This window comes from Synechococcus sp. R55.4, from assembly GCF_047461935.1.
GTDB lineage: Bacteria > Cyanobacteriota > Cyanobacteriia > Thermostichales > Thermostichaceae > Thermostichus.
Map to the genome: position 1 here is coordinate 1 of NZ_JANSIF010000023.1, position 23,013 is coordinate 23,013.

Annotated in this window: 20 protein-coding genes, 1 tRNA gene and 1 pseudogene; 13 read left to right on the forward strand and 9 right to left on the reverse strand. The window is 54.9% G+C overall.

Annotated features, from left to right (window positions below):
• Positions 1–389, reverse strand: a pseudogene (locus NW842_RS06945) (RNA-guided endonuclease TnpB family protein); the annotation flags it as partial.
• Positions 390–946: 557 nt separating this feature from the next.
• On the opposite strand from NW842_RS06945, the gene NW842_RS06950 reads away from it, so the two are divergent.
• Entirely contained in the window at positions 947–2,452 is a 1,506-nt protein-coding gene (locus NW842_RS06950) for an FkbM family methyltransferase (RefSeq protein WP_414417738.1), read from the forward strand.
• 45 nt (positions 2,453–2,497) lie between these two features.
• A complete protein-coding gene (locus NW842_RS06955) occupies positions 2,498–3,610 on the forward strand; it encodes a hypothetical protein (protein WP_414417739.1) in 1,113 nt (370 codons plus the stop codon).
• Here the strand turns inward: NW842_RS06955 and NW842_RS06960 are convergent.
• The 4 genes from NW842_RS06960 to NW842_RS06975 form a co-directional block, all read right to left on the reverse strand.
• The gene (locus NW842_RS06960; RefSeq protein ID WP_414417740.1) at positions 3,607–4,455 is read right to left on the reverse strand and encodes an FkbM family methyltransferase; all 849 of its coding nucleotides are present in this window, start codon (positions 4,453–4,455) and stop codon (positions 3,607–3,609) included. The genes NW842_RS06955 and NW842_RS06960 overlap by 4 nt on opposite strands.
• 8 nt (positions 4,456–4,463) lie before the next feature.
• Positions 4,464–4,979: a class I SAM-dependent methyltransferase gene (locus tag NW842_RS06965; protein WP_414417741.1), complete on the reverse strand. Its 516-nt coding sequence runs from the start codon at positions 4,977–4,979 to the stop codon at positions 4,464–4,466.
• 27 nt (positions 4,980–5,006) lie between these two features.
• A complete protein-coding gene (locus NW842_RS06970) occupies positions 5,007–7,946 on the reverse strand; it encodes a tetratricopeptide repeat protein (RefSeq protein WP_414417742.1) in 2,940 nt (979 codons plus the stop codon).
• A 177-nt stretch (positions 7,947–8,123) separates the two neighbouring features.
• Positions 8,124–9,932: an Ig-like domain-containing protein gene (locus tag NW842_RS06975; protein ID WP_414417743.1), complete on the reverse strand. Its 1,809-nt coding sequence runs from the start codon at positions 9,930–9,932 to the stop codon at positions 8,124–8,126.
• A 454-nt stretch (positions 9,933–10,386) separates the two neighbouring features.
• On the opposite strand from NW842_RS06975, the gene NW842_RS06980 reads away from it, so the two are divergent.
• The 8 genes from NW842_RS06980 to gatA all read left to right on the forward strand — a co-directional run bounded on the left by NW842_RS06980 (position 10,387) and on the right by gatA (position 15,029).
• Positions 10,387–10,686 (forward strand): ferredoxin, encoded by a 300-nt coding sequence (locus tag NW842_RS06980; RefSeq protein WP_011433206.1) that lies wholly within the window; start codon positions 10,387–10,389, stop codon positions 10,684–10,686.
• Between the two features lie 173 nt (positions 10,687–10,859).
• The gene (locus NW842_RS06985) at positions 10,860–11,240 is read left to right on the forward strand and encodes a hypothetical protein (protein ID WP_414357119.1); all 381 of its coding nucleotides are present in this window, start codon (positions 10,860–10,862) and stop codon (positions 11,238–11,240) included.
• 97 nt (positions 11,241–11,337) lie between these two features.
• Positions 11,338–11,655, forward strand: coding sequence for a hypothetical protein (locus tag NW842_RS06990; RefSeq protein WP_414417744.1), 318 nt, complete (start codon positions 11,338–11,340; stop codon positions 11,653–11,655).
• Positions 11,656–11,714: 59 nt separating this feature from the next.
• Positions 11,715–12,401, forward strand: a complete 687-nt coding sequence (locus NW842_RS06995; RefSeq protein WP_414417745.1) for a Uma2 family endonuclease — start codon at positions 11,715–11,717, stop codon at positions 12,399–12,401.
• Positions 12,392–12,464, forward strand: a tRNA-Ala gene (locus NW842_RS07000). Before NW842_RS06995 ends, NW842_RS07000 begins: the two co-directional genes overlap by 10 nt.
• A 102-nt stretch (positions 12,465–12,566) precedes the next feature.
• The gene (locus tag NW842_RS07005; RefSeq protein ID WP_414417746.1) at positions 12,567–12,926 is read left to right on the forward strand and encodes a hypothetical protein; all 360 of its coding nucleotides are present in this window, start codon (positions 12,567–12,569) and stop codon (positions 12,924–12,926) included.
• A 107-nt stretch (positions 12,927–13,033) separates the two neighbouring features.
• Complete coding sequence (locus tag NW842_RS07010; RefSeq protein WP_414342514.1) at positions 13,034–13,330, forward strand: hypothetical protein; 297 nt, start codon at positions 13,034–13,036, stop codon at positions 13,328–13,330.
• Positions 13,331–13,511: 181 nt separating this feature from the next.
• Positions 13,512–15,029: an Asp-tRNA(Asn)/Glu-tRNA(Gln) amidotransferase subunit GatA gene (gene gatA / locus NW842_RS07015; protein ID WP_414417747.1), complete on the forward strand. Its 1,518-nt coding sequence runs from the start codon at positions 13,512–13,514 to the stop codon at positions 15,027–15,029.
• 17 nt (positions 15,030–15,046) lie between these two features.
• On the opposite strand, the gene psb28 is transcribed toward gatA, so the two are convergent.
• From psb28 to gyrA, 4 genes are all read right to left on the reverse strand, one after another.
• The gene (gene psb28 / locus NW842_RS07020) at positions 15,047–15,361 is read right to left on the reverse strand and encodes a photosystem II reaction center protein Psb28 (protein WP_011433213.1); all 315 of its coding nucleotides are present in this window, start codon (positions 15,359–15,361) and stop codon (positions 15,047–15,049) included.
• 31 nt (positions 15,362–15,392) lie between these two features.
• Entirely contained in the window at positions 15,393–16,592 is a 1,200-nt protein-coding gene (locus tag NW842_RS07025) for a glycerate kinase (protein WP_414375511.1), read from the reverse strand.
• Positions 16,593–16,630: 38 nt separating this feature from the next.
• Entirely contained in the window at positions 16,631–17,002 is a 372-nt protein-coding gene (locus tag NW842_RS07030; RefSeq protein WP_414375510.1) for a DUF760 domain-containing protein, read from the reverse strand.
• A gap of 209 nt (positions 17,003–17,211) precedes the next feature.
• Positions 17,212–19,767, reverse strand: a complete 2,556-nt coding sequence (gene gyrA / locus NW842_RS07035; RefSeq protein WP_414375509.1) for a DNA gyrase subunit A — start codon at positions 19,765–19,767, stop codon at positions 17,212–17,214.
• 191 nt (positions 19,768–19,958) lie between these two features.
• Between gyrA and NW842_RS07040 the strand changes: the two genes are divergently transcribed.
• The 3 genes from NW842_RS07040 to NW842_RS07050 all read left to right on the forward strand — a co-directional run bounded on the left by NW842_RS07040 (position 19,959) and on the right by NW842_RS07050 (position 22,914).
• Positions 19,959–20,225 carry a hypothetical protein gene (locus NW842_RS07040; RefSeq protein WP_255344550.1) on the forward strand — a complete coding sequence of 89 codons (267 nt, stop codon included), beginning with the start codon at positions 19,959–19,961 and terminating at the stop codon, positions 20,223–20,225.
• 90 nt (positions 20,226–20,315) lie between these two features.
• A complete protein-coding gene (locus tag NW842_RS07045; RefSeq protein WP_414417748.1) occupies positions 20,316–22,022 on the forward strand; it encodes a SulP family inorganic anion transporter in 1,707 nt (568 codons plus the stop codon).
• 52 nt (positions 22,023–22,074) lie between these two features.
• Positions 22,075–22,914, forward strand: a complete 840-nt coding sequence (locus NW842_RS07050) for a DUF6671 family protein (RefSeq protein WP_414417749.1) — start codon at positions 22,075–22,077, stop codon at positions 22,912–22,914.
• The last annotated feature ends 99 nt before the right edge of the window (positions 22,915–23,013 follow it).

Here is a 23,013-nt window from a genome sequence, read left to right on the forward strand (position 1 = left end):
TTGCCAATGGCCAGTTCAAAGCGTTCTCTCCCTTCCACCGTGGTCAGCGACACCGTCCAGTCTTTTTGACGGAACGAAAAGATGCGAGCGTCGTAGGTAACAAAGCCGCTCTTAAACTCCTTGACGGGACGCTTTTTCTGCTTAGCCACTTTGCGGGAACCCGCTACCCGTCTGCACACCTGTTGAGCCAAGTTACTGGACAAGCCAAACCGGGCTCGAATCTCGTAGTAGCAAAGGGATTGCAGCTTGACCGCGTTGACGATCTTCTCCGGCGTGTTCTGGTTGACCCAGTTCAATGCCTGCACAAAGACATCCATCGTCGCGTCCAATTTGGCGGCTTGCGACTGGGCTACCTTGAGCTTGCAGGAGACGGTCAGGACTTGGGTCATGGTTCTATTGTAACCTCGCATTCCTCCCGGCACTGACCCTACGGGTACAGTGCGGGGCTCCTGCGATTTCTAGCTGAGAAGGCAAAGGCGAATTATACAGCTTGAGCTCTGAGATGCGGCTGAAGAGATACCCAACCTGCCAAAACCTGGCCAGACAACTCCACAGACAACGGGCAGACAAGGGAGCCTCCAACTTTGCGCAGTGCTTCCTACACAATACTTAACCTAGACTTACCCAAGCTGACTCTCTAACGGGATCCTACAGGATGAAAACTATGATAGCATTTAGTGGTCCTCGGAAAGACTGTGGCTGCGGTTCCCTCATGTTGGTGAGAGTGGTGAGTTTATATGTTCAAAGATGATACTCATTCGGAATAGTTCCGGCACAGTTCTTATGTAATGAAGATTTCCCCAGACATAGGTTTTGGATCAAGAAAAATTTGAGCCTGCTCAGCAATGATTAAGGTGATTAGATGGCGAAGTCAAGAGCTCTTACCGGTACCTATTTTAGGTGGTCTAATCCTGTCCAGACTCTGAGTTAAATCTAGGTGTAGAGAATGGTAGCTACATCTTTCGAAACAGGCTCAACCTGGAACACCCTTGGGATTAATCAAATTCGCATAGCGGCGACAGCTCCCACGTCCAAGGAAAGAAGAAATGCTTGGTCAGTAGCGCTTTACTACTGGAACCAAGGCGCTGACGTTGAACCAAATCATCTGCCTTGCTTATTAAATAGACTCCATTCGCTTTGGGTTCTAGGGGTCTCTTTCACTGTTATGGAAGAAGCAGTAAAGCTTCTGAACCAGCTAGAGCTAGACCCAGAGAAGTGGAGAGATATTCCCCCTCCCAACACAGAAGGTTACGAACTAGCATGGCGGATAGATTCTCCCTACTTTCAGCTAGAAGACGATTTTGGTCTGGCTCTTCCGTCTGTAGATCAGTACCTGTACTACCTAGCTCGTTGGATAGCTGAAAGGATAGCATTATACTACCAACCTCAGGCGATGCCCTTCTGGCGCATTGCCGCAGCCATTTACCCAAAGGATTTACAAGCCCAAGCAGTCGTAGGTCTTGGATTATCCAGAAGTTTGCAGGTCGAAGGTATACATTACCTGAGGCAAAATCAAGCCCAAGCAACCACAAAAGCCATTAGAAAGTGGACTGAGGCTTGCTTTCAAGTATCTGTGAGTTTCTTTCGAAGAAAAACGGATAATCCAAAGCTATCAAGTCAAAAGAACTCAATAGAAGTTATTGATGTGCCATATGAAAACCACATCATGAGTCTGGAAGGCAGTCTGGATTCGGTCGTTACCCATTGTCATTTGGCCCAAGGAAGATGGTTTGAGGCGGAGATTGACTTTGTCAAGTCTTACCTAAAACCGGGAATGACATTTATAGATGTGGGGGCAAACGTAGGTTCATACACTCTTGTTGCGGCTCAGGCAGTAGGTTCTGAAGGAAAGGTAGTTGCATTTGAGCCGACTCAGGCTTGTGTGGAAATACTGAAACACAATGCAAACATGAATCAGCTACCACAAGTTACAGTAATCCCTTGTGCGCTGGATAGTGAGTCAGGAAAGGCATACTTCCTAGAAAGTGATGATAGCGCGTGTAATCGAGTAGTAAAAAGTCTAGTTGGAATAACTCATCCTGTAAAAACCGTTCAAAAAGTTACACTAGACGAATGGTGGCGCTCTCTGGAATGCCCCTCAGTTGATATGATCAAGGTGGATGTTTTTACCGACTCCTTTGACGTTATACGAGGTGGCCGAGAACTCATAAAGAGTTGTAGCCCCATCATTCAAGTAGAGGCAAAAGGTGATTTAGGATCTGCATCACGAGAAGTTTCTTCTTACTTATCAGAGCTAGGATATACTTTCTTTGCATATAACCCCGCTTTGAATGAGTTATCAATGGCTCGCAAACAAGCTCGCAACCTCTCGACTGTAAACTTAGTGGCGGTGCCGGAAGCTCGCTACGTGAACCTTAAGAGAGAGGGTATCTTAGAAGAAGGCTCATTCCCCTCCAAAGAGCTTGATCCAAGCCTGTCTTCTTTACTTTGATCCAAGCCTGTCTTCTTTACTTTGGGATCTGGTTGAGGAAAAGCAATGATCGTTGTTGATGGTGTTGCCCTACAGCCTAATTTAGAGACTCCACCCTCTATTACAAGTTTCTGGTGCAACGTCATAGGTGAGTGGGTAAGGCTTGGATATACTCGAGACTTTATAGTCTTAGTGAGAGAAAGCCAACGTATAGGTTTTCCAGGCGACACTGTTGTAGCCCTAATCCCTGATTACAGCTATGAGAATGCTGAGTCTGATCATATAGGTCTGCAAAGTGCCTGTGATCAAGTCAATGCATCCATTTTTATCTCAACTTTGTATACGTATCCCCTCAAAACCTCAAGCGTAGCTATGGTTTATAGTATGGACGAAGTCCAAGAGTTCTTACCAAGCTTAGCAGCACAGGAGAAACATAATACCATTTTGGCTGCATCGGCATTTATATGTCCTTCCAAGTGGGTGTCATCAGATTTAATGAGGAAATATCCAGGTATTTCTAGTGAAGATATTGAGGTTATCTACCCAGGTCTGCACAGTGACTTGATGCCATCGCCCCCTCTAAAGGTAAGAAAGTTTCGGGAAGAAAAAGACCTAACTCGTCCCTATATCATTTTTAGAGCGGGAACGGGGGAACGAAGAAAGATAGCTCTATTTGCTCTCTTGGATAGTGTAAGCGAATTAGTATCTGGACAAGTCCCTGAGCTTGTTTACCTATCAGTTGATGGAAGTAAAGTTGATGTGCCACTAGAATCTGTTATGGATTTATCCAAGCCAATTCGATCTCGAATCCATAACCTTAGGCTTTGTTCTGATGATTTACCACTGCTTTACACAGGAGCTGTTGGATTGTTTGAGATTGAACCTGAACTTGGAATGGGCAATTACACTTTCGAGGCAATGAGATGCGGTTGCCCGGTCATTATCTTGAGAGAATCTGAAGATCATCAATTAAGGCAGCCTACAGAAACTGACCCTTGGATTGAGATATCCATGCAGCCGCATGTCATATCGCAGACTATTGATCAGCTAAGAGATACAAGGTATAGAAATACCATACTCTCACGAGGATTAGATTATACGAAAAGCATGACCTGGGAACAGGCCGCTAAGCGAATGTGGTCTTTCCTCAAATCAAAGGCAAGAAGTCTAAGATCCTAGAGCTTTGAAATGTAGATGTCGTAAAATGAAGTACCTTCTATCTCATCATGAGTTCTGAGAACGTGAGAGCATAAGTCATAAGAACGATAGACCTCATGGAGGATCGTGGCAAGCGCTAGCCGCTTTCTTGATGTCAGCTCTCCCAATCGCATAAAGTCTTTTGCATAAATAAAGTCTGTCCAAGATGCCTGAGTGCGCAAAGACGTAAGGCTCTTCGGAAATGACTTCATAAGTGGACAGGAAATCCCGGTTAAGCTATGAATTAGAAAGCCGCATTCTCTCAGAGCGATATCTATATCAGAGAACAACGGCTGGCCGATGTAGTGAGGGATAAATAGAACCTCAGTTTGAACTACTACAATGCTCTCCTCTAGGAGACGTCTAGCTCCGCGAATAATATTTAGCTCACTGCCTTGAGTATCCATAACAAGCCAGTCAGCGTCTGAGACTTCTTCCAAATCATCCAATCGAACAGTCTTTACTTTCTTCTCTGAGACAACTTGGTAAAGCTCAGCCAGATCGTGAAACTTTTCCAACAGATGATAATTGGGTCTAAACAGAGAGGATGTCATTCCGCTGTTGGTCAGGTAAAGGTTAGATTCAGAACCATCGCCAACCGCCATAGGAAGGTATAAGACGTTAGAACTGCCATCACCTTGTCGAATTCTCTCAATTAAGCGGTTGTAAGCCTCAGGATCAGGCTCGAATCCAATTAACTCTCCATAGTCCTTCCGAATGATTTCGGCATATATCTCAGGAGCTCCAACATCAGCTGCCCCTACGGCAATTACTTTAATCCGAGGCATTGAGGTTCCCAAAACAGAGGCTATGGACAGCTCAGACATGGTTCCCCTCACTCTTTGTGGGCAATTACATTTAGGCTGATAAGTTCGTTGCAGTAGACAATTGTGCTTGCATCTCTAAACATGCCAAATTGGTCTACTTGAATGATAAAGTCAAAACCAACGGTCTTAAGCAGGTGAGTCAGGTTTTCAATGGTATAGCCGTATTTATGGAAGTCATACTGGTCAATTTGACCGCCGTAAATCATGCTAATAACACGTATCAATTCGTCGTACAAGAGATCATCTCTTAGTATAAGCTTGGACAGCGTCTTTAGATTAGGTACAGAAACAAATAACTTTCCTCCTTTCTTGAGGACTCGATACCACTCTGTTAAGGCCACACCTGCTTCTTGACAACTAAGATGCTCAAGAACATGAGAGGCATATATTTGATCTACGCTCTCGTTCTCAAACATACTGAGATCTATTGCGTTTGCAACATAGTCAACCTCAGGAGAGGGCGAAATATTAAGTATTTTCCAGTCAGGATGTGGTTCTTTACCACCGATGTGTAGATTAAGCATTCTCGTCGTCTGCTCCTACTAGCTAACTTACTTTCTGAGTTGAGCTAAGTTTGGGTGCTTGCGAAACTTGAACGGCAAGTCTGTAAACCTAATTCTAGCTTTTCTATCTTGGCAATACTGTTCCCACATTAGGATGTAAGCCTTCTCTAAGAAAGCTGTAAAAGTTTTGCCGTTAAGAAGTGGTGATTGCGAGAGTCGCTCCCGCATGGTTCTCCTTATCCAGACCAAAAGATCTATGTCTTCAGACAGCCTTGAGGCAATGCGAATGTAGTCTTGCTCCGTCTGTGCGATTAATTCCGGCAAGTCCACTGTTCTCAAGATAGATACTCCAACTCTGGAAACATGTGCTAGACCTTCCAGAGTGATTACCGGAACTCCCATCCATAATGTTTCGCAGGTTGTCGTTGTTCCGTTGTAAGGGAAGGGATCCAGAGCAATATCCACTTCTCCATAGGCTGCGTAATGCTCGGCAAAGCCCTGTCTATCATATTCCAGCTTGACTCTCTCCTCTGGAATGCCGTGTCTTCCAATTCTTTCCAAAAAGAGTTTACGGGTGCTTTCATCTCTATATCGCTGATTTTTCAGGCGCAGAACTGAATGGGGCACTGCCTTCAATACATCTGCCCATAACTTAATGACTCTGGGAGTGATCTTGGAAGGGTTGTTGCAGCATCCAAACGTGATAAAGCCGTTTCTAACCACAGGAGGATCCACAATCTCTGGTGCCTCACGAGAGGGCTTGTAACAAAGAAAGCTATGAGGCATCCTTATCAATTTCTCTGTGTGCAGACTATCGGTTACATCATAAGGATCGGCAAAACTATCTGTTATCCTGTAGTCCACGACGGTCATACCTGTGGTGTCGGGGTAGCCAAGGTACGTAACTTGTACAGGGGCCGGACGCAAAGCCATTAAGTGTACTCTTGTGCCGCCGGTATGGCCACTTAGATCCACTAGAATATCAATCTGATCTTCTCTGATTAACTTTGCAGCTTTCTCGTCACTTAGCTTGTGAATATCTCGCCATCCCGTTGACCATTTGGAGAGCTGCTCAGTTACTGTGTCAGGTTGATCAACATTTGAGTAGCAGTAGATTTGGAATTTTTCCTGGTTGTGGCAATCGTAGATTGAGCTCATGAAAAAATGTACCGAGTGCAATCGAAAATCACCCGATAGATAGCCAATCTTGAGGGGACGCTGGGTAGTTCGCGAGTTTGCATAAGGTCTCCAGTGGCTTTGATACTGGCTTTGGTAGGAAATACCCCACTTTTGATGCTCTATAAATGTTTCCACAGGGTCAAACTTCTCAGAATAATGTGAAACCATTAGGATACACGACATTGCAGCTGCGAAGCCGGGAGCAACTTCCAGGGCCTTCCTGTAGTTCTCTAGAGCTTCGTCCAGTCTGCATTGCTCTAGATAAGCACCACCCAAACTCTGATATGCAGCAGCAAAGTTTGGCTTCCTCTCGATAGCTAGCAAATAACTATCTATCGCGTCTTGAGTCCGGGATTGCTTGCTAAGGGTTAAGCCCTTGTAAAAATAGGCATCGGCTAGCTCAGGCTTAAGTCTTATCGCTTCCTGGAAGTGCTCCAGAGCATCATCGTACTTTTTCTGCTCGAAGAGTCTGACTCCGATATTGCAATAGGCTTCTGCAAAGTCCGGCGAAAGCTCTGCAGCTCTGTGAAAAGCGAACTCTGCTTCCTCTCTATTTTGCAGTAGTCGATGAGCAAGACCCAAGTTGTTATATGCTCGAGCAGATGTTGGATCTAAGCCGATCGCTCGCTCAAAACATCTAACTGCCTTGTCGGCTATGGCCAAGTCTAAGTAGCAGCATCCTAAGCTGTGCCAGTAATCTGATTCTTCTGGGTTGATCTCAACAGCAAGGCATATATGATATCTGGCTAGATCTAGCCGCTTTTCTGCCCTGTAGAGAATACCTAGGTTGTGATGAGCTTCAGCGTATTCCGAATCTAGAGAAATAGCAATCTGAAAGCAGTCTCTTGCAGCTTGAATAATTTGGCATTGACTTTCAAGATCTTTTTTACCTCCCAAGCTTAGTTCCTGTGCAGCTATCTCTGTTGCAGTTTGGTGTCGTATCTTTCGGCTTAGTGCCGCCCCCAAGTTATTGTAGGCTTTCGCATAGGTTGGATTGATTGCTATAGCTTTTTTGTAGTGCGCTATTTCCTTATCTTCTTGACCAATTTCGCCATAGATTTTCCCAAGATTTAGATGAATAACAGCAGAAGACTTGATCATCAAGGCTTTCTCTAGGGCAACAATCGCATCTTCATACTGCATCGACTCTGCCAGCAATAAACCTAGCTTAAGCTGTAAATCAGCACTAGCCGGAAATTGCAGTTCTGCTTGTCTCGCGTGTTGAATTGCCTCTTCTTTGTTTCCAGCTAAAGAGAGGGCATCAATCAACTGAAGATGAGCCTCAACGTAATCCGGCTTGTCCTTTACTGCTTTTTTTAGGATGCTGATGGCACTATTGACCTGACCTAACTTCAGCAAGACTTGCCCAAGAAAATAAGCTGCCTCATACTCTTGAGGGTTCAACTCTAAAACTTTTAGAAAGGCTTTCTGGGCTTCTTCCCACTGCTCGAGTTGAATTAGAGCCAGACCTAAGTTAAAGTTTGCGTTGAGACTTTCTGGATCTATTTGGGTAGCTTGTCGGTAGCATTCTAGGGCCTTTTCTAGCTGATCTAGCTTCTCGTAGACTGCACCTAAGTTGACATACAACGATGCCGACCTTTGACCAAGACCTATACACCGTTCTAAGTATTCTACAGATTTGACATACTGTTGTTGTTGGTAGGCCAGTATACCCAAATACTGAGTAGCATCAAGATGGTTGGGTTCTAGCTTTAAGATTTCTAGGTAGCATTCCTCGGCCTGATCCCACTCGCCCGACTGATGATGGCCAAATGCTTGCTTAAGGAGCTTTTGAATTTCGGTTCCCATATCCCTGAGTCTCAACTTAGACAATTCTATCAAACGAATAGTGCTTCACCTGCCTTTGGTAGGCTTAACAGCCTAGAAAAGTGGGTAGGCACTTAAGACCCACCCACCTTTTCCATCTGAACGTCTGCCGCCTAAAAGTCAACAGACCCAGCCCTAAAGCCAGATAGAGTGTATGGACTACCGCGGGATGGTGAAGGTGATGTCCAGCCGCGGCCCGCGAGCGGTGGTGATAGGGCCAGGACCCGTACCCGTGGCCGGCTCCCGGTCGAACTCGGCGCGGCAGGTGCCCGTAGCCCCCTGGCTCACTTCATATTTGACAGAGCTGGCCACGTTGAACGAAACCGAAGCCGTCACCAGCGCAGCTGCCTCTACGTCCACCAGCACCCCAAAGCCAGGTGGAGCGAACCGAGGACCGAAGGAAACGGTAAAGGTTTCACCTGCATCCAAAGCAACGCCAGCAGGCTTGGTTACTGAAAACGTACCAGCGGCAATATTTGAGAAGAAACCGGCATCAATGTCTAGAATTACTGGAGCGGACGGAAGCTGAGTGCTCTGGGTGAAGGAGCCAAAAGTAAGAGTAACAATTTCAGAAACAGTGCCCCCACTCGGCAGAGCGTTGGAAACGCTTACCGTTGTACTAAATGGGCCAAACACAACTTGCGTGGTGGCTCCGGAAACTATAAGATCTGCAATGGCCAGGTCAGCAGCGTTAACTTGCGCAGTTGTGTCAGCGGCAGCCGCCGCAGCATCAGCCGGGACTTGAAGCGTTCCTGCCAGAATGAACGACCCAAGAGCACCAATTGCCGCGGTGAAAACATCCACACCGACGCTTGCGCTCGCTGTGGCCAGCACCGAAACAAAGTCCGGAGCAGCCTGGTTGTTCCACACCTCCTTGGCACACTGCAGCCGCACCTGGTAGAAGCGGGAGCCTGACACCGCCCGCTGCACCCCAGGCCGCACATCTGCTGTACGCGGCCCAGCCGATACATCGTTGCCCAGCACGTTGCCGTTGATGCTCAGGGCAACAAAGGTGGGGCTGGAAGCCGGCGCAAAGAAGTCGGTGGACACCACGTTGTTGGGCGCACCCAAGGTCACTTCCTGGAACACCACGTTGTTGGACGGCAGGTTGTGCGGTGTCGGATCCAGGAAGAAGAAGCCCAGCCCCCGGTCGTCAAAATCAGGAATGGTGGCCGAGTCATTGGAGGGCAACTGCACCAGCGTCAACTGGGCTGCCTGCACCACCGCATTGCCCGGAATGCTGGCCGGAATCTCGAAGGACAGCACCGCCCGATAGTCAGTGTAATCCCCCACTGGGATGTTCTCGGCTGCGTTAGCGCGGCGAATGCCATAACCTACCGGAATAACAACTGGGTTGGAGAAAATCTGTCCATTTCGCGTGATGGCGGCCAGTTGAGTGGGCAGCAGGCTGATGGGATCCTCCGAAGCTGCCACAAAACCGGTGGTGAAGGTGGCCACAAAGTCTTCCGGCAGACTGCGCCCGGAAGCAAACAAGTCCGGCACCGCCCGCGAGATGACAACCCGGTACACGGCATCGTTGGTGAGCGGCGTGTCGAAGATGATGGTGACCTGAGTGCGGTCGGCATTGAATTCCAATTTGTAAGTCGGCACAACTCCCTCTTGCGGCGCCACCGAGGTGATGCTCAAGGCCTGAGCGAAGGGAGCCTGGCGCACCGGCTCGCTGAAGCTAATAACAATTCTGGTGGTGATAGAAACGTTAGTGGCGCCATCCGCCGGGCTAATGGCGATAACCCGTCCCACCGGGGGTGTAGGAGTCGGAGTGGGAGGTGGTGGCGGCGGAGTCGGGGGAGCCGGTGGGGGTGGTGGGGGCGGCGGCGGTACGGGTGTGACGGTGCTGGTGCTGCTTTCACCGCAGCCGGTGAGCAACAAAGGTAGCAGCACCACTGTGGAAGCCAGAGACAGAGACCCGAGTGACTTCAGGAGCCACTTGTGCATTGTTCCGTTCATTGTTCTCCTCTTAACCAAAAAAGTAGGGTTCGGCTGAACACTTCCCTTAACTTACCCGATCAACTCGCCCAGGGCAAGCCAGGCCGTAGGAAAGAGCCAATCGAGGGAAGACGCACACGCGCTTGGATAAGCGGCTCGTCTGTTTACTCTGCTTATCATACAAGCCCATTAGCCCGCTTTGGCAAGTACTGCCGATTTTTTCTGGACAAGATCAAAGGTGACGTGGGTCACAGACACCGGGCAGGGTCCCGGGAAGGAGTCGGGTGGCGGCTTCTGGGAGCAAAGCAGGTGGAGCCACCGGAAGAGCAGTCAGAATCCTTGCCCGGCATGGCTTTTGCGGATCCACCTGGAAAAAACCGGAAGATTTGCCTATTTCCTCACAAAAGGATGCTTGATCCGGGGCAGAAGGGTGGCAGGATGAGGAGTGGATGTTTTTTCTGGAGACACACCCAGGATGGCTACCTACAAGGTCACTCTGATCAACGAGGAGCAAGGCTTAAACGTCACCATCGATGTGCCGGATGACGAATACATTTTGGACGTGGCGGAAGAGCAAGGGATCGAGCTGCCCTATTCCTGCCGCGCCGGTGCCTGTTCGACCTGTGCCGGCAAGCTGGTGAGCGGCACGGTGGATCAAAGCGATCAGTCCTTCCTGGATGATGATCAGATCGAGCAGGGCTATGTGCTGACCTGTGTGGCTTACCCTACTTCCGACTGCACCATCATCACCCACCAAGAAGAAGCCCTTTACTGATCGAGCTTGAATTTCCGTCCTCAACCCCAGCCCCTCTTCCAAAGAGAGAGGGGTTTTTGTTTTGGGTGGCCCAAGGGGGTGTTCGAGCGCTCCGCGCTGCTGAGGCCCTCACCCAGAGGGAGAGGAGAATTGGCAGTGGTAGGATTTCCTTATTCTGTAGTGCTTCAGCAACCATGACCCCTGAGCAAGAGCAGTGGCTGATTCAAGCCATCCAGGAGCTACAAGCCTCCCAGAGAGAATTGCAAGCCTCCCAGAGAGAATTGCAAGCCTCCCAAAGAGAATTGCAGGCCGCTCAGCAGGAGCTGCGCCTTGTCCAACAAAACCAGCAGGTTTTGATTCAAGAGCTGCGGGAAGGGCAGGCGATGCTGGCCCAGTTTTTTCGCGAGTCAATGGATCGGTTTGATGAGCGCACCCGGGCTATTGAACGGCGCACGGAAGCTGTGGAACGGCGCACAGAAGCACTGGAACGGCGCACCGACCAGATGGCGGAAGAGATGAGGGAGATCCGGCAAGAGATTCGGGATCTGCGCCGCGATTTTCTGGAACGGCGTTAGCTTCCATCCAACCCTGGCCCAAGCGCTCACAGCCCCTTTCCCAGGGAGAAATGCAGGGTGATAGGATTTTTTTATTCTTCTGTAACCCTCGCCGACCATGACCCCTGAGCAAGAGCAGTGGCTGATTCGCGCCATCCAAGAGTTGCAAGCTGCCCAGCAGGAGCTGCGTCTTGTCCAACAAAACCAGCAGGTTTTGATTCAAGAGCTGCGGGAAGGGCAGGCGATGCTGGCCCAGTTTTTTCGCGAGTCAATGGATCGGTTTGATGAGCGCACCCGGGCTATTGAACGGCGCACGGAAGCTGTGGAACGGCGCACAGAAGCACTGGAACGGCGCACCGACCAGATGGCGGAAGAGATGAGGGAGATGCGGCAGGAGATTCGGGATCTGCGCCGCGATTTTTTGGAACGGCGTTGACTGCCAACAGACCGAGCGCTCACAGCCCTGCTCCCAGAGGAAGAGAGGGGTTGTGCGAGATGACAAGGCTAGTATGGCAGCAAAGAGACTTTTGGCCGAGACGGTTTATGGCTTTGGCAATGGGATCCGTTTCTGCACCATCAAGAGCTCGCCTGAGTTTGGCGGAATACCTTGCTTATTCGGATGGCAGTGATACCCGCTATGAGCTGGTGGCAGGGGAGTTGGTGCCCATGGCTCTTCCAACCGGACGGCATGTGCAGATTCAAAACTTTCTCAGCCGAGTTTTCGAGGCAGAGATTGCACGGCAGCAGTTGCCCTGGACAGCGATACAGGGGAGCCCAGGGATCCAGTCGCCACGGGGCAATCGGTGGGATTCGGTGCGGATTCCCGATGGGGTGGTGCTGCCTCTGGAGCAGTGGCAGGAGATGGGATCCCGGGAGGCGTTGATCCGCCTAGAGGAGCCGCCGCTGCTGCTGGTGGTGGAGGTGGTGAGTGAGTCGAGCCGGGCAGCAGACTACCGGGCCAAGCAAGCAGAGTATTGCGTTTTGGGGATCGGCGAGTATTGGGTTGTGGATCCCTTGGAGGAGAAGGTGAGCCTGCTGCTGCTCCACGAAGGCTGGTACGATGTGCTGGAGCTGAAGGGATCCGATCCGGTATCCTCAAAGGTCTTTCCCAAGCTGGAGTTGCAGGCGGGGGAGATCTTGGCTGCGGATTCGGGTTATTCTGGTAAAGCTACGGGGAGTTAGCTCAGTTGGTAGAGCGCTGCGATCGCACCGCAGAGGTCAGGGATTCGAGTTCCCTACTCTCCATTGAGGTTTTGGATTTGGATCCCTTGCCCCCGATCCCTCTCCCAGGAGGAGAGAAGAGTTAGTGGTGGTAGGATTTCCTTATTCTGTAGTGTTTCAGTAACCATGACGCCCGAGCAAGAACAGTGGCTGATTCAAGCCATCCAAGAGTTGCAAGCCTCCCAAAGGGAGTTGCAAGCCTCCCAAAGAGAGCTGCAAGCCTCCCAAAAAGAATTGCAAGCTGCCCAGCAGGAGCTGCGCCTTGTCCAGCAAAACCAGCAGGTTTTGATTCAAGAGCTGCGGGAGGGACAGGCGATGCTGGCACAGTTTTTCCGCGAGGCACTGGATCGCTTTGACGAGCGCACCCGAGCCATTGAACGGCGCACAGAAGCACTGGAACGGCGCACTGACGAGATGGCCCAAGAGATGCGGGAGATGCGGCAAGAGATTCGGGATCTGCGCCGCGACTTTTTGGAACGGCGGTAACTTGGGCTCAAGCGCTCTGCGTTGCTAGTGTAACCATCCCCGGATCCTTCTCCCAGGAGGAGATTTAGGGTGGTAGGATTTCCTTGTTCTGTAGCGCCTTGGTAACCATGACACCTGAGCAAGAGCAGTGGCTGATTCGGGCCGTCCAGGAGTTGCAAGCTGCCCAGCAGAACCAGCAGGTTTTGATCCAAGAGCTGCGGGAAGGGCAGGCGATGCTGGCACAGTTTTTCCGGGAGGCGCTGGATCGCTTTGACGAGCGCACCCGAGCCATTGAACGGCGCACGGAAGCTGTGGAGCGCCGCACCGAAGCTTTGGAACGGCGCACTGACGAGATGGCCCAAGAGATGCGGGAGATGCGGCAAGAGATTCGGGATCTGCGCCGCGACTTTTTGGAACGGCGTTGACTGCCAACAGCCCAGGCGCTCGGCGCTGCTGATGTGATCATCCCTAGATCCTCTCCTAGCAAGAGAGGGGGATCCACGAGATCTTTAGGGAGTTAGGGTTGGGAAGGGATCCCATCTGGATTAGTCTAGAGGGAACTTGGTCTGGCCTCATCGGCGTTTGCCATTCCCTGCGAGTTTGCCTATGTCTGTGATTCGCGCCCTACACAGCCAGTTGGTAGCCAAAGAGCGCTCGGCGGAGGAGATCGCCCGCGAATACCTGGAGCGTCTCACCCAACTGGAGCCGCAGCTCAAGAGCTTTATTACTGTGACCGAGGAACTGGCTCTGCAACAGGCCAGGGCGGTGGACGCCCGCATTCGGGCCGGGGAGGCGATCGGCCCTTTGGCCGGGATCCCGTTAGCTGTCAAAGACAACCTCTGTACCCAAGGGATCCGCACCACCTGCGCTTCCCGGATGCTGGAGGGGTTCATTCCCCCCTACGAGTCAACAGTGACGGCGCGGCTGGCGGCTGCGGGCATGGTGACGGTGGGCAAGACCAACCTAGACGAGTTTGCCATGGGCAGCTCCACGGAAAACTCCGCCTTTCAGCGCACCGCCAATCCCTGGGATCTGACGCGGGTGCCAGGGGGATCCTCTGGGGGATCGGCGGCGGCGGTGGCTGCCGACCAAGCGGTGGTGGCCCTGGGCTCAGATACGGGGGGATCCATCCGCCAACCGGCAGCTTTTTGTGGGGTGGTGGGCCTCAAGCCCACCTACGGGCTGGTGTCTCGCTACGGGCTGGTGGCCTTTGCTTCGTCTTTGGATCAGGTGGGGCCGTTTGGGCGCACGGTGGAGGATGTGGCCCTGCTGCTGCAGGGGATCGCCGGCCATGACCCGATGGACTCCACCAGCCTGAAGGTGGATATCCCGGACTATAGCCAGGCTCTGATCCCGGACATCAAGGGGTTCAAAATCGGGGTGATCCGCGACTTGCTGGGGGAAGGATGCGGCGAGGAGACCCGCGCTGCCGTGCAAGCGGCCATTCAACATCTGCAGGAACTGGGGGCCGAGATCCTGGAGATCGACTGCCCCAGTTTTCGCTACGGCCTTGCCACCTATTACATCATTGCCCCTTCGGAAGCCTCTGCCAATTTGGCCCGCTACGACGGGGTGAAATACGGCCTGCGGGAACCTGCCGACTCGCTGCTGGCCATGTATGGCAAGACCCGCGCCCACGGCTTTGGGCCAGAAGTCAAGCGGCGCATCATGATCGGCACCTATGCCCTCTCCTCGGGGTACTACGACGCCTACTACCTCAAGGCTCAGAAGGTGCGCACCCTCATCAAGCAGGACTTCCTCAAGGCTTTCGAGAAGGTGGATGTGCTGGTCAGCCCCACCACCCCCACCCCAGCCTTCAAGCTCGGCGAGCGGGAGGATCCCCTCAGCATGTACCTCTGCGACCTGATGACGATCCCGGTGAACCTGGCGGGTTTGCCGGGGCTGAGCCTGCCCTGCGGGTTTGCCGATGGGCTGCCCATTGGCCTGCAAATTGTGGGCAATGCCCTACAGGAGAGCAAGGTGCTGCGGGTGGCCTATGCCTATGAGCAAAGCACCGACTGGCACAAACAGCGCCCCCCGTTGGAAAAGCCCAAGGAATCCGCTCCTGCCCAGCCCAAAGCCAAGAGCAAGTCCGGCAAAGGCAGCAAAAAATCCAAAAGCTGAGGCGGGAAGGGCGGCAACTAGGCCATGCCCATCTGGTTGGCCGCTGAAAAGCGTTCCATAAAGCGCAGGAAGCGATCCCACTCTGCCTCGGTTTCCATGTCGTAGGTCACTTCCAGGGCTTTGAATTCCCCGTTCAGGAACTTGGCCCTGATGTTGCGGGTGGTCAGCTCCCCTTCCTCATCGATCATCCGCATGCCGAGGATGTTTTGCGTATCGGATTTTAGATCCTCGAAGCGGAAAATCGCGGATCCCCGGTTGCCGGTCTTGGATTTCAGCACTCGCACCTGGGTGGGCACCTCTTGGATGCCGGGGGAGAACTCGATACTGGCCATGATGTCCTACGAAACACGATGATTTAAGCCATTATAACCGGCCAATCCCCGCATCCTGCTCCAGAAAATCTCTCAGCTCCTGGGCCGTCATCTGCTCCAGGTGATGGCCGGCCTGCCGTTGGGCTTCTGCCACATCGGGGATCCGGTCGCACAGGGCGCCAACCCGAAGGGGAAGAGGCTGGGCTGCCAACCCAGCGCGCGCTGCCGGAGTCACCTGGCCACAGAGGATGAGCAGGGGTTTTTGGGCTTGGATAGCCTGCTCCAGCACCGCCCCCACCACCTTTCCCATCGTGCTTTGTTCGTCGAGGCAGCCCTCTCCGGTGACGACCAGATGGCAGCGGCGGATGCGCTCCGGCAGGGCCAATTGCTGGGCCAGCAAGCGGATCCCGGACTCCAGAGTGGCCCCCAAAAAAGCCACCAACCCTGCTCCCGCTCCCCCTGCGGCTCCGGCCCCTGGGATCCCGGCCACGGCCTGGCCCAAATCTCGCTCCACCACTTGAGCCCACTGCTGCAGCGCCTGCTCCAACTGCTGCACCTGGGAAGGGGTGGCGCCCTTCTGGGGGGCAAAGACGGCGGCGGCTCCCAACGGACCAGTGAGGGGGTTTTGCACATCGCAGAGGCCGCGGACCCGTTTCCCCTGCCAACCAGGCTGTTCGGGGGGCTCGATGCGCGCCAGCCGGGCCAGCTCCGCCCCACCCCAGCCGATGGGATCCCCAGCTCCATCCAACAGGCGATAGCCTAAGGCCTGCGCCATGCCCGCCCCTCCATCCACGGTGGCGGATCCCCCCAGACCTATCCAGATCTCAGCGATGGGATCGCGGCAAACAGCCCGCAGCAGCTCCCCCAGGCCGTAGGTGGTGGTGCGGCTGGGATCCCGCCGCTCCGGTGGCACCAAGGTCAGGCCGGCCACCTGGGCCAGCTCCAACAGGGCCAGCTCTCCCGCCACCCCATATTCCGCCCACACGGGATCCCCCAACGGGCCGGTGACCCATAGGCCCTTCTTCTCTCCCCCCAGCGTCGGCAGCAGTGCCTCTAGGGTGCCCTCTCCCCCATCCGCCAAGGGGAGCGGCTCCACCTCGACTTCCGGCAGCACCTGTTGGATCCCGCGGGCCATGCTCTCTGCCGCCGCCGTGGCTGTTAGGGATCCCTTAAAACTATCCGGGCAAACCAAAATCCGCCGCGGTGGGCTGCTGAACTGGGATCCCTTTGCCTGGAAACCCGCATCCAGCATGGAACCTCCTCGGCGGCGCTAAAAGGTGGATTGCAAGCCTAGCCCTCCTCCTCTGCTGGCGAAGGCTGATCCGCGCTGGCAGGCTGGGAGGCACTGCCCAAAGATTGCTCCAGGGCTAGGCGCTGCTCCATGACCCGCAGGAAATAGCCGCCCATCATCGCGCCGGAGAGCATTTTCGCCAGGCTCTCGCGGTTGGTAATGATCTGAACCCCGAATTGATCGGAGGGCAAGCTCCCCACCAAGCTGCGGATGTTGTGGCCCAAGATCTCCAGCACTTCCGGGGAAGAGTTGCGGGCAATATCCTGAAAGACACTGGGATCCTGAGACTGCAAGTATTGCCAGAGCCGGTTGTCGGGGCTCGGAGTTTGCACTGCCTCAAAACCAGGGATGAAATTCAACGGGCTCGACATGGAGTAACCCAGCTCCACAAACACAGCAGGTGTAGCCCAAACTAGGGCGCTCGGCCTGATCCCACAGACCTTCGCCGTTCCCGCAATTTGGGCTATCCCAAAGGTAACACCCCATCCTCACCCTCTCCGGTACGGGATCCCACCCTTCTGCGGCGGCAAATGCCGTACCTGGGATCCCCTATATCAGAGACTGAAGCTGGGGCCTCAGATCAACAGCTTTCTTCCGAGGGTTCATCCGGGGGCTCTTCCTCGGCTGCGGCGGGATCCCCGACAAAAGAGGCGGGTACCACCGTTACCCCCACGATGCTGTCTTCGGGATCCAGGCGTTGCACCAGTACTCCTGTCGCCTCGCGGGATTGGGTGGGAATGGCCTTGGCCAACTGGCGCATAACAATGCCTCTCGCGGTCACCAACAGGATCTCGTCCTCGGCATTAACGATGCGCAAGGCCGCCAGTTCATCGGAGTCCTGCCGGAACTTGGTGGCGATCACCCCCTTGCCACCTCGGTTTTGCTGGCGGAAATGGTCGATGGCCGAGCGCTTGCCCCGCCCTTCTTTGGTGATCACCAGCACCCAAGGGTTGGTCAGCCTCTCCCCCTCTTGTTCGGCAGCCATCACCGACTCGGCAGAGATAATATCCATACTGACGATGTCATCGCCGGAGTTGAGGGTCATGGCCCGCACGCCCCGGGTGGCCCGTCCCAGAGGGCGCAGTTGCTCGTCATCCGCCCGGAAGCGAATGGACATGCCTTGGCGGGTTGCCATCACCACATCGTCGCTGGAGCGGGCGCGGCGTACCCAGCGCAGTTCGTCGTTTTCTTCCAGAGAGATGGCGATCAGGCCGTTGGAGCGCACATTGGCAAAGGCGCTGAGGGCCGTTTTTTTGATGTAGCCGCCGCGGGTGAGCATCACCAGATATTCGTCGTCGCTGAACTGGCTCACCGGCACCATGGACGTAACCCGCTCTTCCCGGGTGATCGGCAGCAACTGAACGATGGCACTGCCACGGGCGGTACGGCTCCCCTGGGGGATCTGGTGGGCGGGCAGGGTGTAGACTACGCCCCGATTGGTGAAAAAGAGGATGGTGTCGTGGCTGCGACAGGCAAAAAACTGTTCGATGGCATCGTCTTCTTTGATGCGGGCGCCGGCTTTGCCGCGGGTGGCTCGCCCCTGCACCTGGAACTCCTCAAGGCCCATGCGCTTGATATAGCCCTGCTCGGTTAGAAAGATAACCGTCTCCCGGTTTTCGATCAGATCGTCCGTTCCCAGCTCCCCATCCTCCAAACAGAGGCGGGAGCGGCGCGGGCTGGCAAAGCGGGCTTTGAGCTGCTGCAGCTCCTCGCTGATGATCTGCATCACCCGTTCTCGGCGGGCCAGAATATCCCGCAGGTCGGCAATTTGCCTCACCAAGTCTTCGTGCTCGGCCTGAATTTTTTCCGCTTCCAGAGCAGTCAGGCGGCGCAGTTGCATTTGCAGGATCCCGTCGGCTTGGGCTTCGCTCAGGCCCAACACCGCCTGCAATTCCTCTCGGGCTGTGGTGGTATCGGCGGCTCCCCGGATGAGGGCAATCACCCGATCCAACTGCCCCAAAGCCAAGAGATAGCCCTGCAGTAGGTGATCCCGCTCCTCGGCTTTTTGCAGCTCGTAGCGGGTGCGCCGCTCAATGACCCCCTCTCGGAAGTCCAGAAAAGCCTGTAGAGCATCCCGCAGGGTCAGGGTGCGCGGCTCGCCGTTGAGGATGGCCAGCATGTTAACCCCAAAGTTGGCCTGCAGGGGGGTTTGCTTGTAGAGGTTGTTGAGCACCACCTGGGCTTGGGCATCCCGCTTCAGCTCGATCACCACCCGCATGCCGCTGCGGTCGCTCTCGTCACGGATGTCGGCAATGCCTTCCAGTTTTTTCTCGTTGACCAGCTCGGCGATCTTCTCGATCATGGCTGCCTTGTTGGTTTGGTAGGGCAGCTCGGTGATGATGATGGCATCCCGAACCGGTCGACCCCGCTGCTCGATCGTCTCCACCCTGGCCACTCCGCGCAGGGTGATGGAGCCGCGCCCGGTGGTGTAGGCTTCGCGGATACCCTCTTGGCCCATGATCAGCGCCCCGGTGGGAAAGTCAGGAGCCGGGATCCACTGCATCAACTCCAGGCTGGTCAGGTTGGGGTTGTGGATGAGGGCGATCAGGCCGTCCACCAATTCGCCCAAGTTGTGGGGCGGGATGTTGGTGGCCATGCCCACGGCAATGCCGGAAGAGCCGTTTAAGAGCAATTGCGGGATCCGCGCCGGCAGCACCAGCGGCTCTTGCTGGGATCCGTCGTAGTTGCCCACAAAATCGACAGTGTTGGCGTCAATATCTTGGAGCAGGGCTTCTTGGGCAAAGGCGGTCAGCCGACACTCGGTGTAGCGCATGGCCGCCGGCGGGTCGTTGTCTACAGAGCCGAAGTTGCCGTGCCCATCCACCAGCCGCTCCCGCATGGAGAAATCTTGAGCCATGCGCACCAGCGCATCATAGACGGCCTGATCCCCATGGGGATGGTATTTCCCGATCACATCCCCCACCACGCGGGCACACTTGCGGAAGGGGCGATCCGCCGTCAGGCCCAACTCGTGCATGGCGTAAAGAATGCGGCGGTGCACCGGCTTCAGGCCATCCCGCGCATCTGGCAAAGCCCTCCCGACGATCACGCTCATGGCGTATTCCAGGTAGGACTGCGACATCTCCCGCTGCAGGTCGGTGGAGATGATGCGCGCCGTCGATTCGTTGTCGCTCATGGGGTTGGGTTATCGTTGAGGGATCCCAGTCGGCCTTGGCGCAGTGGGTTCATGGAAGTTTATCGAGAAGCCAACCTTGGCCGTGGCAGACTGAAGGTGATTGAATTGAGCAGAAAGCTTTTGTATTCCCAGTCTACCATTCGCCCTTTGTGAAGGCTGGCTGACTTCCAGTAGGAGAGGCTCGGTGGTTCATCGGCGGCCCTCTCTACAGCCTCATGGATCGAGATTTACAGGTGGGCCAAGCGGAGCTGATCATTACCTTGACCGGCATCGACGACACCTTTTCCCAAACCATCCATGCTCGCCACTCCTACTTGGCCGATGAGATTCTCTGGAACCACCGATTTGCCGATATTCTCCACCTGGACAGCAATGGGCATCGCTATGTGGACTACTCTCACTTTCACACAACTCTACCGGCTCAAGCCCCATGCCCTCGCTTGGAGGGGAATCCTTGAGGGAAACTATAGAAGAAAATCTATTCTCTAGCATGATCTCTATAGTAACGTTCAATGATAGGCTGCCCATAGCGTGGAGGGCTTTGGGGCATGCTGAGCCAAGCGAAAGAACAACAGTCCGGCGGCAAGAGATTTCTGGATTGGCACCGACGTCTGAGCCTAGACAACTGGCGCGGGGATCTCTTCGGCGGGTTGACGACGGCGATTGTTTCCTTGCCGATGGCCTTGGCCTTTGGGGTGGCTTCGGGGGCAGGGCCGGTGGCGGGCTTGTACGGAGCAGTATGCGTGGGCTTTTTTGCGGCTCTGTTTGGGGGTACGCCCACGCTCATCTCCGAACCCACCGGGCCGATGACTGTGATGATGACGGCGGTGGTTGCTAATGTTACAGCTCGTTACCCGGAGCAGGGGCTGGGGCCGGCCTTCACCGTGGTGATGCTGGGGGGCTTATTTCAGATCCTGTTTGGATCCCTGAAACTGGGTAAATACATCACCCTCATGCCCTACAGCGTTATTTCCGGCTTTATGTCCGGGATCGGCTGGATCATGATTTTGCTGCAGATCCCGCCGCTGCTGGGCCACGCCAGCCAGGGGGGAGTGATTGGGGCGGTGCAGAACCTGCCGACCTACCTGCTCAACCTCAAGATGCCAGAGCTGGGGCTGGGGCTGCTGACGCTTGCCATCCTTTTTGGCTATCCCAAGCCCTGGCGACGGGTGGTGCCGCCGCAGTTGGTGGCTTTGGTGTTGGGAACGCTGGTGGCCAGCTTGTTCATGGCCGATTGGGATTTGCGGCGCATTGGCCCTATCCCCACCGGTTTGCCGCAGTTGCAGTGGCCGCAGTTGCCCTTTGCTTCCCTGGCCAACTTGGTGCTGGATGGGGTGGTGCTGGGGATGCTGGGCTGCATCGACACCCTCTTAACGGCAGTCATTGCTGATAACCTCACCCGCACCCGCCACGACTCCGACCAAGAGCTGATCGGGCAGGGGATCGCTAACTTGGTGTCCGGCTTCATGGGAGGGCTGCCGGGAGCAGGGGCAACCATGGGCACGGTGGTGAATATCCAGTCGGGGGGACGTACCCCTCTGGCGGGCGTCACCCGCGCCCTCATTCTGTTGATGGTGGTGCTGTTTGCCGCTCCCCTCACGCAAGGGATCCCAATGGCGGTGCTGGCAGGGATCGCCTTTAAGGTGGGGGTGGATATCCTCGACTGGAGCTTCCTGAAGCGGGCCCACCGCCTCTCCCTCAAAGGGGCAGCCATTATGTACGGGGTGATGTTCATGACGGTGTTCGTGGATCTCATCGCCGCCGTGGGGGTAGGGGTATTTGTGGCCAATTTGCTCACCATTCAGCGTCTGAGCGAGCTGCAAGCGGAAGAGGTGAAAGCCATTACCGATGCGGACGATGCCGTAGATCTCACCCCGCGGGAAAAGGAATTGCTGCGCCAGGGCCGCGGCCAGGTGCTGTTGTTTTACTTGAGCGGCCCGATGATCTTCGGGGTTTCCCAGGCCATTTCCCGCCAATATCAGGCGGTAGCCTCCTGCCAGGCTTTGGTGGTGGACCTATCGGATGTGCCAATGCTGGGGGTTTCGGCGACCCTCTCCCTGGAAAATGCCATTCGCGAGGCCCTAGATCGCGGCAAACAGGTGTGGATTGTCGGCGCCAGAGGCCGCATCCGGCAGCGCTTGGAAAGCCTACGTTTGCCCCTGCCGGCGGAGCGGTTTGTGGAAAGCCGAGAGGCCGCTTTGGCCGAGGCCGTCGCCCACTTGGGCTTGGCGGCAAAACCCAGCCCCCTAGTTTGAGCCATCTCGACTGGCCCGAGGACAAAAGCTGTAGGCTTTTTGCAGCACCTCTATGGACTGGAAGGGTCGGATTGCCTACTTGGCAACCCTGCATCGCAAAGAGGAGGTGATTGCCCCTCTCTTGGCCGAGCATCTGGGGATCCAGGTGCAAGTGATACCTCTGGACACCGACCAACTGGGCACCTTCTCGCGGGAGCGGCCTCGGCCAGGGGATCCCATCCACACCCTACGTCTAAAGATCGAGAGAGCCCGCCAAGCTTACCCTGCCCCCTTGGTTTTGGCCAGCGAGGGATCCTTTGGCCCCCACCCCCAGATCCCTTGGATCCCTTGGAATCAGGAGTGGGTCATGCTCAGGGTTTTTGAACCCGGCGCGGAGCCCTTGGAGCTGGTCGGCTATGCAGAGAGCACCCAAACCAATTTCAGCCATCGCTGGGTGCAGAGCTGGGCAGAAGCGCTGGACTTTGCCCAAAGGGCGGGTTTTCCCCAGCACGCCCTGATCGCCCTCGACCAGCCAGAAAAGCCCCAGGTTATCCACAAAGGAATCCAAGATGAAGAGACCCTGAAGCAGGTGGTGGGGGAGCTGCTGGCTCGGCAGGGTGGCCTGCATCTGGAAACCGACATGCGGGCCCTGTACAACCCAACCCGGCTCCAGGTTATCGCAGCCGCCACCCAAAACCTAATCGCCAAAGCCCAAAGCCTGTGCCCGGCCTGCGGCACTCCTGGCTACTGGCAGATCCGCTCGGTCTCTGGACTGCCCTGCGGTCAATGTGGCGCCCCCACCCCCGTGGCCAAGGCTTGGGTATATGGCTGTGCTCGCTGTTCCCACACCCACACCGAGCCTGTGGCAGAGCCCTGGGCGGATCCCGCTCAGTGTGCCTTTTGTAATCCCTAGCTTTGTCCCAAGCTTGACGTCGAGCCCAGGCTTTCATCCCCCCAGAGGGGCTGATGTAAGAAAATAGGGATCCAACCCAGTGGATCCCTACTTAGCAAC

What these genes read in the sequence shown, in the direction of transcription:
- NW842_RS06950 (WP_414417738.1), top strand. Translation starts at nt 947, where the DNA reads ATGGTAGCTACATCTTTCGAAACAGGCTCAACCTGGAACACCCTTGGG.
- NW842_RS06955 (WP_414417739.1), top strand. Translation starts at nt 2,498, where the DNA reads ATGATCGTTGTTGATGGTGTTGCCCTACAGCCTAATTTAGAGACTCCA.
- NW842_RS06960 (WP_414417740.1), bottom strand. Translation starts at nt 4,455, where the DNA reads ATGTCTGAGCTGTCCATAGCCTCTGTTTTGGGAACCTCAATGCCTCGG.
- NW842_RS06965 (WP_414417741.1), bottom strand. Translation starts at nt 4,979, where the DNA reads ATGCTTAATCTACACATCGGTGGTAAAGAACCACATCCTGACTGGAAA.
- NW842_RS06970 (WP_414417742.1), bottom strand. Translation starts at nt 7,946, where the DNA reads ATGGGAACCGAAATTCAAAAGCTCCTTAAGCAAGCATTTGGCCATCAT.
- NW842_RS06975 (WP_414417743.1), bottom strand. Translation starts at nt 9,932, where the DNA reads ATGAACGGAACAATGCACAAGTGGCTCCTGAAGTCACTCGGGTCTCTG.
- NW842_RS06980 (WP_011433206.1), top strand. Translation starts at nt 10,387, where the DNA reads ATGGCTACCTACAAGGTCACTCTGATCAACGAGGAGCAAGGCTTAAAC.
- NW842_RS06985 (WP_414357119.1), top strand. Translation starts at nt 10,860, where the DNA reads ATGACCCCTGAGCAAGAGCAGTGGCTGATTCAAGCCATCCAGGAGCTA.
- NW842_RS06990 (WP_414417744.1), top strand. Translation starts at nt 11,338, where the DNA reads ATGACCCCTGAGCAAGAGCAGTGGCTGATTCGCGCCATCCAAGAGTTG.
- NW842_RS06995 (WP_414417745.1), top strand. Translation starts at nt 11,715, where the DNA reads ATGACAAGGCTAGTATGGCAGCAAAGAGACTTTTGGCCGAGACGGTTT.
- NW842_RS07005 (WP_414417746.1), top strand. Translation starts at nt 12,567, where the DNA reads ATGACGCCCGAGCAAGAACAGTGGCTGATTCAAGCCATCCAAGAGTTG.
- NW842_RS07010 (WP_414342514.1), top strand. Translation starts at nt 13,034, where the DNA reads ATGACACCTGAGCAAGAGCAGTGGCTGATTCGGGCCGTCCAGGAGTTG.
- gatA (WP_414417747.1), top strand. Translation starts at nt 13,512, where the DNA reads ATGTCTGTGATTCGCGCCCTACACAGCCAGTTGGTAGCCAAAGAGCGC.
- psb28 (WP_011433213.1), bottom strand. Translation starts at nt 15,361, where the DNA reads ATGGCCAGTATCGAGTTCTCCCCCGGCATCCAAGAGGTGCCCACCCAG.
- NW842_RS07025 (WP_414375511.1), bottom strand. Translation starts at nt 16,592, where the DNA reads ATGCTGGATGCGGGTTTCCAGGCAAAGGGATCCCAGTTCAGCAGCCCA.
- NW842_RS07030 (WP_414375510.1), bottom strand. Translation starts at nt 17,002, where the DNA reads ATGTCGAGCCCGTTGAATTTCATCCCTGGTTTTGAGGCAGTGCAAACT.
- gyrA (WP_414375509.1), bottom strand. Translation starts at nt 19,767, where the DNA reads ATGAGCGACAACGAATCGACGGCGCGCATCATCTCCACCGACCTGCAG.
- NW842_RS07045 (WP_414417748.1), top strand. Translation starts at nt 20,316, where the DNA reads ATGCTGAGCCAAGCGAAAGAACAACAGTCCGGCGGCAAGAGATTTCTG.
- NW842_RS07050 (WP_414417749.1), top strand. Translation starts at nt 22,075, where the DNA reads ATGGACTGGAAGGGTCGGATTGCCTACTTGGCAACCCTGCATCGCAAA.